Origin of the sequence: Streptomyces sp. NPDC051207 (genome assembly GCF_040682395.1) — a bacterium.
In the GTDB taxonomy this organism is placed as follows: Bacteria; Actinomycetota; Actinomycetes; order Streptomycetales; family Streptomycetaceae; genus Streptomyces.
Map to the genome: position 1 here is coordinate 47458 of NZ_JBFBAX010000024.1, position 11717 is coordinate 59174.

General features: G+C 71.6%; 11 protein-coding genes and 2 tRNA genes. 6 read left to right on the plus strand and 7 right to left on the minus strand.

Annotated elements, in window-relative coordinates; all coding sequences use genetic code 11:
* Positions 1-23 precede the first annotated feature (23 nt).
* The 7 genes from AB0M97_RS22535 to AB0M97_RS22565 form a co-directional block, all read right to left on the minus strand.
* Positions 24-659 (minus strand): response regulator transcription factor, encoded by a 636-nt coding sequence (locus AB0M97_RS22535; protein WP_365962733.1) that lies wholly within the window; start codon positions 657-659, stop codon positions 24-26.
* Positions 656-2032: a histidine kinase gene (locus AB0M97_RS22540; protein WP_365962734.1), complete on the minus strand. Its 1377-nt coding sequence runs from the start codon at positions 2030-2032 to the stop codon at positions 656-658. Before AB0M97_RS22540 ends, AB0M97_RS22535 begins: the two co-directional genes overlap by 4 nt.
* Before the next feature lie 31 nt (positions 2033-2063).
* Positions 2064-2807 (minus strand): ABC transporter permease, encoded by a 744-nt coding sequence (locus AB0M97_RS22545; protein ID WP_365962777.1) that lies wholly within the window; start codon positions 2805-2807, stop codon positions 2064-2066.
* Positions 2808-2946: 139 nt separating this feature from the next.
* Entirely contained in the window at positions 2947-3903 is a 957-nt protein-coding gene (locus AB0M97_RS22550; protein ID WP_365962735.1) for an ABC transporter ATP-binding protein, read from the minus strand.
* A 170-nt stretch (positions 3904-4073) separates the two neighbouring features.
* Positions 4074-4146: transfer RNA gene (locus tag AB0M97_RS22555), tRNA-Gly, on the minus strand.
* Positions 4147-4223: 77 nt separating this feature from the next.
* Positions 4224-4295, minus strand: a tRNA-Gly gene (locus AB0M97_RS22560).
* Positions 4296-4420: 125 nt separating this feature from the next.
* Positions 4421-4738, minus strand: a complete 318-nt coding sequence (locus tag AB0M97_RS22565) for an Lsr2 family protein (RefSeq protein ID WP_365962736.1) — start codon at positions 4736-4738, stop codon at positions 4421-4423.
* A gap of 343 nt (positions 4739-5081) precedes the next feature.
* Between AB0M97_RS22565 and purS the strand changes: the two genes are divergently transcribed.
* The 6 genes from purS to purF all read left to right on the plus strand — a co-directional run bounded on the left by purS (position 5082) and on the right by purF (position 11676).
* Complete coding sequence (gene purS, locus AB0M97_RS22570) at positions 5082-5345, plus strand: phosphoribosylformylglycinamidine synthase subunit PurS (RefSeq protein WP_015659417.1); 264 nt, start codon at positions 5082-5084, stop codon at positions 5343-5345.
* Positions 5342-6022 (plus strand): phosphoribosylformylglycinamidine synthase subunit PurQ, encoded by a 681-nt coding sequence (purQ, locus tag AB0M97_RS22575; RefSeq protein ID WP_365962737.1) that lies wholly within the window; start codon positions 5342-5344, stop codon positions 6020-6022. The genes purS and purQ overlap by 4 nt, the downstream gene beginning before the upstream one ends.
* Positions 6019-8331: a phosphoribosylformylglycinamidine synthase subunit PurL gene (gene purL / locus AB0M97_RS22580; RefSeq protein WP_365962738.1), complete on the plus strand. Its 2313-nt coding sequence runs from the start codon at positions 6019-6021 to the stop codon at positions 8329-8331. Before purQ ends, purL begins: the two co-directional genes overlap by 4 nt.
* 91 nt (positions 8332-8422) lie before the next feature.
* Complete coding sequence (locus AB0M97_RS22585; protein WP_365962739.1) at positions 8423-9217, plus strand: sterol carrier family protein; 795 nt, start codon at positions 8423-8425, stop codon at positions 9215-9217.
* A gap of 81 nt (positions 9218-9298) precedes the next feature.
* Positions 9299-10084 carry an META domain-containing protein gene (locus AB0M97_RS22590; protein WP_365962740.1) on the plus strand — a complete coding sequence of 262 codons (786 nt, stop codon included), beginning with the start codon at positions 9299-9301 and terminating at the stop codon, positions 10082-10084.
* A gap of 62 nt (positions 10085-10146) precedes the next feature.
* Positions 10147-11676: an amidophosphoribosyltransferase gene (purF, locus tag AB0M97_RS22595; protein ID WP_365962741.1), complete on the plus strand. Its 1530-nt coding sequence runs from the start codon at positions 10147-10149 to the stop codon at positions 11674-11676.
* The last annotated feature ends 41 nt before the right edge of the window (positions 11677-11717 follow it).

The following is an 11717-nucleotide window of genomic DNA, read 5'->3' on the forward strand; positions in this document are numbered from 1 at the left end:
AGTGCGCCGTTGCGCGAGAGCAACTATACCCAACCTCGCTCCCGTGCGAGACGCACCGCCGTATGACGGTTCTCCGCCCCCAGCTTCGACGCCGCAGACGACAGGTAGTTCCGCACGGTCCCCTGCGACAGCGCGGCGCGCTCCGCGATCTCCGCGACGGGCGCCCCGTCCGCGGCCAGCTCCAGCACCTCCGCCTCCCGCGCGGTCAGCGGCGAGTCACCGGCGGCGATCGCGTCGGCCGCCAACTCGGGGTCGACGTACCGGTTTCCGGCATGCACGGTACGGATGATCTCGGCGAGCCGCTGCGCGCTGACCGTCTTCGGGACGAACCCGCGCACACCTGCCGCGAGCGCCCGCTTCAAATGTCCGGGCCGGCCGTGGCTGGTCACGATCAGCACCCGGCAGTCCGGCAGTTCGGCCCGCAGCGATGTGGCGACCTTCACACCGTCCGCGCCGGGCATCTGGAGATCCAGTACGGCGACGTCGGGGTCGTGCGCCCGTGCCATGGCCAGCGCCTCGGGTCCCGTCGCCGCCTCCGCCACCACCATCAGGTCGTCCTCCAGCGACAGCAGGGCCGCGAGCGCGCCCCGGATCAGATGCTCGTCGTCGGCGAGCAACAACCGCACCGGCCGCCCCGACTGCCCCGCTTGCCCCGTCATGACGTGACCTCGCTCACGGGCCGCGGAGAGCCGCCCCGCCCGACCCGCGCGGGCCCGTCTCCCGCATGCTCCCCGTGCACCGCATCAGCCCCGGCGGGCTCAGCCTCCTCGGCAAAACCCCCGGCGTCTCCCGGCACCGGCACCTCCGCCACCAGCCGGAACCTCCCCCGCCCCGTCGGCCCCGCCCGCAGCGTCCCGTCGAACTGGGCGAGCCGCTCCCGCAGCCCATGAAGCCCGGACCCGCCAGACCCACCGGACTCGCCGGCCTGCCCAGGCCCCCCGCCCTCGCCCGCGCCTTTCCTCTCCACCGGCACCCCGTCGTTCTCCACCGACAGCACCACGCGCCCCCCGGTCACCTCCAGCCGCACTTCGCAGTGCCGGGCGTCCCCGTGGCGCAGGACGTTCGTCGCGGCCTCCCTGACGACCCAGCCCAGGGCCGACTGGACGGGGGCGGGGAGTCCGCCGGCCGCTCCAGTGACCGTGCAGTCGATGCCGGCCGCGGTCAACACACCCCGGGCACCGGCGAGTTCGCTGCCGAGGTCGGCGTCGCGGTAGCCGCGGACGACCTCCCGCACCTCCCGCTGCGCCTCCCGCGCCAGGCGCTGCACCTCCACCATCTGCGGCACGGCCTCGGGCCGCCCCCGCTGGGCGAGCTGGACGGCAAGCTCGCTCTTGAGGGCGATCACGGCGAGGTTGCGCCCCATCACGTCGTGCAGGTCCCGCCCGAACCGCAGCCGTTCCTCGGCGACGGCGAGGCGGGCCCGGGTCTCGCGGGCCTCGTCGAGCGCGTAGACGGCGTTGAGGAGCCAGACGGAGAAGACGGAGGTGAAGGCGAAGAACGCGGTGCCCGCGAGGACGCCGAGCCCGGCGGCCAGCGCGCCGGCGACGGACCCGTGCAGCGCGAGGACCACGCCCGCGGCGCCCGCCCCGCACCCGCCCACCAGCGCCAGGACGCGCCGCCGACTGCGTACGCCGAGCGAGATCGCGCCGACGCCGAAGACCAGGACACCGGCGAACGCCGAGGTCAGCGCGGTGTCGGTGGCCCCGTCGCCGGGGACGTGATCGGCGAGGGCGAGGGCACCGACCGCGAGCGCCGTGCCGGCCGCTGCGACCACCCACATCAGCCGCAGGGGCTGCTCGCGGCGGCCCCGGTGCCAGTCGAGCGCCCGCGAGCCGGTCACCGCGCACAGCAGACCGTGCCCGGCGAGCAGCGCCGCGATCCAGGCCGCGTACGGCATCCGCGCGTGCTCGAGGATCGGCGGCCCGAACAGCGTGACCTCGATCAGCGCGAAGAAGTGGAAGGACCACCGCGTGTACGTCTCGACCTTCGCCGGCGTGCTCTTGCCCCGCCACCACGTGCCCGGCCCGCGCATCGTCAGCCCTCCCCGGGCACCTCGTCGTACGTCACCGTCGCGGCTCCCAGCGGAACCACCGCCGTACAGCAAACACCGCCACGACCGTCCAGGCCAGGGCCGTCGCGACGGCACCCAGTGCCTCGTAGGCGGACAGGTCGCCGGTCCAGCCGCCGCGGATCAGGGTGATGACGGGCGTCAGCGGCAGCGCCCCGCAGACGGCGGCCACCCGGTCGGGCAGCATCTCCAGCGGGATGCCCATGCCGGAGCCGAGGATGGACACCAGCATCAGCGGCATCGGCGTGACCTGCGCGCTCTCGCTGGTCCTGGTGAAGCTCGCGGTGAGCGCGGCCAGCGCCGCCGACAGGACGAGGCCCAGCAGCAGCCCGGCGACGGCGAGATGCGGCGCGGGCGGCGCGGGCAGGTCCAGCAGGACCGTGCAGGCGGCCGCCAGCAGCAGGGACTGGACGAGGCCGATGGTGCAGGCGGGCAGTGCGGCCCCGGCGAGGATCTCGGCGTCCCGCACCTCCCCGGTGCGCAGCCGCTTCAGGACGAGTTCCTCGCGCCGGGCGACGAAGATGCCGACGAGCGCCCCGTAGACGGCGAACAGCAGGGAGAAGCCGACCGCGGCGGGCAGCATCACCGTGCCGACGGACAGGCCGATCTCCGCGAGGTCCATCTCCTCGGTCGCCGACCGCAGGCTGAAGGGCAGGACGAAGGGCACGAACAGCGCCGCGAACAGCGTCCCCCGGCTGCGCCCCAGCAACGTCAGCTCGGCCCGCGCCAGCGCCGCCATCCGCCCACCCGCCGTCGTCCCCACCGCGCTCCCCACGCCCCGCACCTCTCGACCGACCACGACCTTGCTCACGCCACACACCCCCGCACGCCCGAGGCGGACGCCACCGCCCGCACCTCTCGACCGACCACGACCCCGCTCACGCCACACACCCCCGCGCCTCGTCGGCGGACGCCGCCCGTGCGATCCCCAGGAACGCCTCCTCCAGCGACGCGGACCGCACGTCCAGCCTGCCCAGTTCGATCCCGGTGCGCTCGGCCCACACCAGCAGCGCGGTGGCCGTGCGCTGGAGTTGCCGGGTGCGCAGCCGTACCAGCCGCCCGTCGGTCTCGTGCCCGCACACGCCGATCTCGCCGAGCGGCGGCAGGTCGCCGAGGAGGTGGCCCTCGGGCAGTTCGAAGGTGATCCGGGACGGCTGCGCGGCCGTCACCTCGGCGGGTGTGCCGGTCACCGCGATGCGCCCCTCGTGCAGGATCGCCAGCCGGTCGGCCAGTTGCTCGGCCTCCTCCAGGTAGTGCGTGGTCAGCAGCACCGTCGTACCGCCGTCGCGCAGCGCGCCCACCAGCTCCCAGGTGTCGCGGCGCCCTTCGACGTCGAGGCCGGTCGTCGGCTCGTCCAGGAACAGCACCTCGGGCCTGCCGAGCAGGGCGAGCGCCAGGTCGAGGCGCCGCCGCTCACCGCCGGACAGCTGCTTCACGCGGACGCCGGACTTGTTCTCGAGCCCGACCAGCGCCAGCGCCTCCGGCACGGGCCGCGCCCCGCTCACGCACCCGGCCCACATCCGCGCGGTCTCGGCGACGGTCAGCTCGGACGGGAAGCCGCCTTCCTGGAGCATCACGCCGGTCCGGGGCCGGACGGCGGCCCGGTCGGTGTACGGGTCGTGGCCGAGGACGCGCACCCGTCCGCCGGCCGGGACGGCGAGCCCTTCGAGCAGTTCGACGGTCGACGTCTTGCCCGCGCCGTTGGTGCCGAGCAGCGCGAAGACCTCCCCGCGGCGCACGGAGAAGGTGATGCCACGCACCGCCTCGAACCCGCCCCCGTACACACGCCGCAGGTCTGTGACCTCAATCACGTGTTCGTGTCCGTTCGCTTCCATGCCTCCAGCGTTCCGGCACCGGAGGCCGGGCAGCAGTGCGCGCTGTCATCACTCGGCATGACAAATGTCAGACACCACCGGGGCCGGTCGGCGGAACGGCGAACGGCGGAACAAAGAAGTGCGGGCGCACGAAAAGACCCCGGTCCCTCAGGACCGGGGTCTCATTGCCGAGCGGACGACGAGGTTCGAACTCGCGACCTCAACCTTGGCAAGGTTGCGCTCTACCAACTGAGCTACGTCCGCATTGCCTCCGACCGGCTCTCACCGATCGGCGCGAGCACCAGCCTACCTGATCCACAACAGTGGTGGTGGCGGTGCAGAGCGGGTGACAGGAATTGCACACTGCGCCTTCCCCCTGGAAGGGGGATGTTCTACTACTGAACTACACCCGCGCGCCCTGAGTGAGCTGGGCCTTTCGGCCTTGCCCCTCGGCGTGCTCCAGACTCTAGCTGATCAGCGGGGGTGCTGCGCAAGTCGGTTGCCGCCGGGGGCGTGTGACCGGCCGTCGGCCCGGGGTTCACTGCGCGGCGGCGAAGGCCTCGTACACCTTCTTCGGGATCCGGCCGCGTGCCGGCACGTCCATCTTGTTGGCCTGGGCCCAGGCCCGTACGGCCGCCGGGTCCGGCGCGACCTCCGTCTGCCGGTAGGCCCTGCCCGACCTGGACCGCTTGCGGCCGGCCGCCACGTAGGGCTCGAGGGCCCGACGCAGTTTCTCGGCGTTGGCTTCATTCAGGTCGATCTCGTACGACTTGCCGTCGAGTCCGAAGGCGATCGTCTCCGCCGCTTCCGAGCCGTCGATGTCGTCAAAGAGAGTGACCACGACCTTTTGCGCCACGAATATCGGTCCCTTCGTGCGACACCTCATCCGTTGTGACGTGCCGAGACGTCACGGAGATGTCGGCTGTTCGCCTGTTAATGGGCAAAGTATCGGCCAATGGCATTTCATTTGTACAGTGCCCGGCATTGCATTGTGAAGCCCGACTAAATCTCCCCGCGTGTCCGTTGCGCAATAGGGAACACGCTCCGATCGCGGATCTTTCCCGTAACTTTTCGTGAAGGCCCCTGGTCGAGACCTGATCGTGACGGCGGTCACGTAGATTCCTACAACTCTACCCGCGTAGAAATTTTGTGCGGGTAGTCTGAAGGAACCTGCTCAGCACCACACACCGGGAGTGCCAGTGGCACGCGTCGTAGTCGACGTCATGCTCAAGCCCGAGATCCTCGACCCCCAGGGCCAGGCGGTGCAGCGCGCACTGCCGCGTCTGGGTTTCGAAGGGATCTCGGACGTACGTCAGGGAAAGCGATTCGAACTGGAAGTTGACGGGCCGGTCGACGAGGCCGCGCTCGCCCGCATCCACGATCTTGCGGAATCCTTCCTCGCCAACACCGTGATCGAGGACTTCACCGTCAAGGTGGAGGAAGTCGCGGAGGCCGCGAAGTGACCGCTCGTATTGGCGTCGTCACTTTCCCGGGCAGCCTGGACGACCGCGACACGCAGCGCGCGATCCGTCTCGCCGGCGCCGAACCGGTCGCTCTCTGGCACAAGGACAAGGACCTCAAGCAGGTCGACGCCGTGGTGCTGTGCGGCGGTTTCTCGTACGGCGACTATCTGCGCGCCGGGGCCATCGCCCGTTTCTCCCCGGTGATGGAGCCGCTCACCGAGCAGGCGAGGGCAGGACTGCCGGTCCTCGGCATCTGCAACGGCTTCCAGATCCTCACCGAGGCGCACCTGCTGCCCGGCGCGATGCTCGGCAACGACCACCTGCACTTCATCTGCCGCGACCAGAAGCTGCGGGTGGAGAACGCGGACACCGCCTGGACGACCGACTACTCCGCCGGCCAGGAGATCAGCATCCCGCTGAAGAACATGGACGGCCGCTACGTCGCCGACGAGTACACCCTGGACAAGCTGGAGGCCGAGGGCCGGGTCGCGTTCCGGTACCTCGGCTTCAACCCCAACGGCTCCCTGCGGGACATCGCCGGCATCAGCAACGAGGCGGGCAACGTCGTCGGCCTGATGCCGCACCCCGAGCACGCCGTGGAGCCGCTGATCGGTACCGGCCGTACCGACGGCCTCCCGTTCTTCACCTCGATCCTCAAGAAGCTGGTCAACGCATGAGCCGGACGCCCTCCCGCCTCCCACCGCCGCCCGACAACGGGGCCCTTCGGGCCGCCCCTTCCCGTCTGGACACGGTCGAGCACGCGGCCGCGACCCCCGACGTCGAGCTGCCCTGGGCCGAACTGGGCCTGAAGAAGGACGAGTACGAGCGGGTGGTCGAGATCCTCGGCCGCCGCCCGACCGGCGCCGAGCTGGCCATGTACTCGGTCATGTGGTCCGAGCACTGCTCGTACAAGTCCTCCAAGGTCCACCTCCGCCAGTTCGGCGAGAAGGCCCCCGAGACCGACGCCCTGCTCGTCGGCATCGGCGAGAACGCCGGCGTGGTCGACGTCGGCCAGGGCTACGCCGTCACCTTCAAGGTCGAGTCGCACAACCACCCGTCGTACGTCGAGCCCTACCAGGGCGCCGCGACCGGCGTCGGCGGCATCGTCCGCGACATCATCGCGATGGGCGCCCGCCCGGTCGCGGTGGTCGACCCGCTGCGGTTCGGCGCGGCCGACCACCCCGACACCAGGCGCGTGCTGCCCGGCGTCGTCGCCGGCATCGGCGGCTACGGCAACTGCCTGGGCCTGCCGAACATCGGCGGCGAGGTCGTCTTCGACGCCTGCTACCAGGGCAACCCGCTGGTCAACGCCGGATGCATCGGTGTGATGCGGCACGAGGACATCCACCTCGCCAAGGCGTCCGGCGCGGGCAACAAGGTCATCCTCTACGGGGCCCGCACGGGCGGTGACGGCATCGGCGGCGCGTCGATCCTCGCCTCCGAGACCTTCGACGACGCCAAGCCCTCCAAGCGCCCCGCGGTGCAGGTCGGCGACCCCTTCCAGGAGAAGCTCCTCATCGAGTGCACCCTGGAGGCCTTCAAGGAGAAGCTGGTCGTCGGCATCCAGGACCTCGGCGCGGCCGGCCTGTCCTGCGCCACCAGCGAGCTGGCCTCGAACGGCTCCGGCGGCATGCGCGTCACCCTGGACGACGTACCGCTGCGCGACTCCACGCTCTCTCCCGAGGAAATCCTCATGAGCGAGTCGCAGGAGCGCATGTGCGCGGTGGTCGAGCCCGACAAGGTCGACCGCTTCCTGGAGATCTGCGACAAGTGGGACGTCATCGCCACGGTCATCGGTGAGGTCACCGACGGCGACCGGCTGGAGATCTTCTGGCACGGCGAGAAGATCGTGGACGTCGACCCGCGCACGGTCGCCCACGAGGGCCCGACCTACGAGCGCCCGTACGCCCGTCCGGACTGGCAGGACGCCCTCCAGGCCGACGACGCGAACAAGCTGCCGCGTCCGGGGACGTCCGAGGAGCTGCGCGAGCAGGTCCTGAAGCTGGTCGCCTCCCCGAACCAGGCGTCCAAGAAGTGGATCACCTCGCAGTACGACCACTTCGTGCAGGGCAACACCGTCCTCGCGCAGCCCGAGGACTCCGGCATGATCCGCATCGACGAGGAGACCGGCCTCGGTGTCGCCCTCGCCACGGACGGCAACGGCCGGTACGCCAAGCTGGACCCGTACACGGGCGCGCAGCTCGCGCTGGCGGAGGCGTACCGCAACGTCGCCACCACGGGCGCCAAGCCGCTCGCCGTCTCCGACTGCCTGAACTTCGGCTCGCCCGAGGACCCGGCCGTGATGTGGCAGTTCGCGGAGGCCGTGCGGGGTCTCGCGGACGCCTGTCAGCAGCTGGGCACCCCGGTGACCGGCGGCAACGTCTCGCTCTACAACCAGACGGGCGAGGCGGCCATCCACCCCACGCCGGTCGTCGCGGTCCTGGGCGTCATCGACGATGTCGCGCGCCGCACGCCGGTCGCCTTCCGGGAGGAGGGCCAGCTGATCTACCTCCTCGGCGACACGAGTGAGGAGTTCGGCGGCTCGGCCTGGTCGCAGGTCGTCCACGACCACCTCGGCGGCCTGCCGCCCAAGGTCGACCTGGAGCGCGAGCGCCTGCTGGCCGAGATCCTGATCGCCGCCTCCCGCGACGGCATGATCGACTCCGCGCACGACCTGTCCGACGGCGGTCTCATCCAGGCCGTGGTCGAGTCGGCGCTGCTCGGCGGCAAGGGCGCCCGCCTGATCGTCCCCGACGGTCTGGACGCGTTCACGTTCCTGTTCTCGGAGTCGGCCGGCCGCGCGATCGTCGCGGTGCCGCGCTCGGAGGAGGTCCGCTTCAACGACATGTGCGGTGCCCGGGGCCTGCCCGCCACCCGCATCGGTGTCGTGGACGGCGACACGGTCGAGGTCCAGGGCGAGTTCACGCTGTCCCTGGCCGAGCTGCGCACGGCCCACGAGGAGACGATCCCGGCCCTGCTGGCCTGACCCCCGGCCCCGAAGCCCCCGCCCGGTCCGCCGGACGGGGGCTTCGCCCTCGCGCCACCCCGCTGCCCGGCCCCGGCATAAGCTGCCCCTCATGCCGCCGAGGAAGCGCACCCGCAGCTACGACCCCGCCAGGATCCGGGCCGCCGTCCTGGCCCAGTTCGGGAACGTGCGGTCCGCCGTACACGGCCTCACGGCCGAGCAGCTCGCGCTCCCCACCCGGCTCGGGGAGTGGACCGTACGGGAGCTGGCGGCGCACGTGACCCTGGCGCTGGAGGCCGTCAGCCGGACCATCGACGGCGACGAGCCCGCCCGGGCGGAGCTGGCCCTGGCCGACTGGCCCTTGGCCACCGCCGCCCGTGCCGCCGCCATCGCCGACAACACCCGCGAGCTGGCCGCCGCCACCCCCGACCTCGACGCCCTGTACGCCCGCACCGAGGAACGCCTCACCGAGCGGCTGGCCACCACCCCCGGCACCCGCCTCCTCGCCGCCCGCGCCGGCGCGATGGCCCTGAGCGACTACCTGGTCACCCGTACCGTCGAGCTGGTCGTGCACACCGACGACCTCAACGCCGCCGTGCCCGGCCTCGCCGTCCCGTACGACCGCCAGGCCCTCGCCGCCTGCACCCGGCTGCTGGCCGACGCCCTCGCCGCGAAGGCGCCCGGCGGTTCCACGGAGGTGCGCGTCCCGCCGTACGCCGTGGTGCAGTGCGTCGAAGGGCCCCGGCACACCCGCGGCACCCCGCCGAACGTGGTCGAGACCGACCCGCTGACCTGGATCCGGCTCGCCACCGGACGGCTCACCTGGGCCGACGCCCTCGCCGGGGCCGCCGTCAGCGCCAGCGGCGAACGCGCCGACCTCTCGGGGCTGCTCCCGCTGATGGGCTGACCCCGCCGGCCCGGACGGCACCCCTAAGGCCCCGGCCGGCCGCGAGGGGAACCGCTCACCCCGGACGCCCGTCGAAGCGGCATGGACAGGCACCAGAAGCGCATGACCCTGACGGCAGCCGCCCTGCTCGTCCCGCTCGTCGCGGCCTGCGGCAGCGAGAAGGCGGGCAGCGAGAAGGCGGGCAGCAAAACGGTCGGAGCGGAAAAACCCCTGACCGGCGTGGTGTGGAGCGTCGACAGCGTCACCGTCGACGGCACCACGCACCGCGCCCCGGCCGACGCGCACGTCACCATCGGCGGAGACGGCCGCGCCGAGGGCAGCTACGGCTGCAACACCTTCAGCGCGAAGGCCGCCTTCGCGGGCGACACGGTCCGCCTCAGCGCCGCCACGTCGACCGAGATGGCCTGCGACAAGAAGCCCATGGCCTTCGAACGCGCCCTCGCGGCCACCCTCACCGGCGCCGCTCTCAGGACCGACGTGAACGGCGACCGCCTGACCCTGACCGGCGCCGACGGCGAGAGGGTCCGCCTGAGCCGGTCCGAGGACGCCCCGCTGCACGGCACCAAGTGGACCGTCACCGGTCCCGCCACCGCCGGCGAGGCCCACCTGACCTTCGACACGAAGAAGGGCACCGTCACCGGTCGGCTCGGCTGCAACCGCGTCAACGCCAAGGCCACCGTCCGCGACGGCAGTATCACCGTCGGCACCCCCACCACCACCCGAATGATGTGCGAAGACTCACTCATGGACACCGAACGGGCCCTGCTGCGCGCCCTCAAAGGGCCGCTGACGTACGCGATCGACCACCGCACCCTCACGCTGACCAGCGACAACGGCACCACCGTACGGGCCGTCGCCGACCGGTGATCCACAACTGAGGACGGCTCCCCCATTCGGACCAGCGGCCGACCTCGCCTACACTCGGTGGCGTGCCACGTGGTGACGGACGACTCAACCACGACCTTCTCCCCGGCGAGAAAGGCCCCCAGGACGCTTGCGGCGTCTTCGGTGTCTGGGCTCCGGGCGAAGAGGTCGCCAAGCTCACGTACTTCGGGCTCTACGCCCTCCAGCATCGGGGCCAGGAGTCCGCGGGAATCGCGGTCAGCAACGGCTCCCAGATCCTCGTCTTCAAGGACATGGGCCTGGTCTCCCAGGTCTTCGACGAGACCTCCCTCGGATCGCTCCAGGGACACATCGCGGTCGGACACGCCCGCTACTCGACCACCGGTGCCTCCGTGTGGGAGAACGCCCAGCCGACCTTCCGCGCCACCGCGCACGGCTCGATCGCGCTCGGCCACAACGGCAACCTGGTCAACACGGCGCAGCTCGCCGAAATGGTCGCCGACCTGCCCAAGGACCACTCCGGCCGCTCCACCCGGGTCGCGGCGACCAACGACACCGACCTCGTCACCGCGCTGCTCGCCGGCCAGGTCGACGCCGACGGCAAGCCGCTGACCATCGAGGAGGCGGCCGGCAAGGTGCTGCCCGAGGTGCGCGGCGCCTTCAGCCTCGTCTTCATGGACGAGCACACCCTCTACGCGGCCCGCGACCCGCAGGGCATCCGCCCGCTGGTCCTCGGCCGCCTCGAGCGCGGCTGGGTGGTCGCCTCGGAGTCCGCCGCCCTCGACATCTGCGGCGCGAGCTACGTGCGCGAGATCGAGCCGGGCGAGTTCGTCGCCATCGACGAGAACGGCCTGCGCACCTCCCGATTCGCGGAAGCGAAGCCCAAGGGCTGCGTCTTCGAGTACGTCTACCTGGCCCGCCCGGACACCGACATCGCCGGCCGGAACGTGTATCTGTCCCGCGTCGAGATGGGCCGCCGCCTCGCCAAGGAGGCACCGGTCGAGGCCGATCTGGTCATACCGACCCCGGAGTCCGGCACCCCCGCCGCGATCGGCTACGCGGAGGCCTCCGGCATCCCGTTCGGCGCCGGCCTGGTCAAGAACGCGTACGTGGGCCGGACCTTCATCCAGCCCTCGCAGACCATCCGCCAGCTGGGCATCCGCCTGAAGCTGAACCCGCTCAAGGAAGTCATCAAGGGCAAGCGCCTGGTCGTCGTGGACGACTCCATCGTCCGCGGCAACACCCAGCGGGCCCTGGTCCGCATGCTGCGCGAGGCGGGCGCCGCCGAGGTCCACATCCGGATCTCCTCCCCGCCCGTGAAGTGGCCCTGCTTCTTCGGCATCGACTTCGCCACCCGCGCCGAGCTGATCGCCAACGGCATGACCATCGAGGAGATCGGCACCTCGCTCGGCGCCGACTCCCTGGCGTACATCTCCCTCGACGGCATGATCGAGGCGACCACCATCGCCAAGCCGAACCTCTGCCGTGCCTGCTTCGACGGCGAGTACCCGATGGACCTGCCCGACCCCGAGCTGCTCGGCAAGCAGCTGCTGGAGACGGAGCTGGCCGCCGGCCCGGCCGCCACGGCCGCCGCCGACGCGATCCGCCGCCCGTAACAGCCCGCAATACCTGCTGTACGACACGAAGGTTCTCCTTA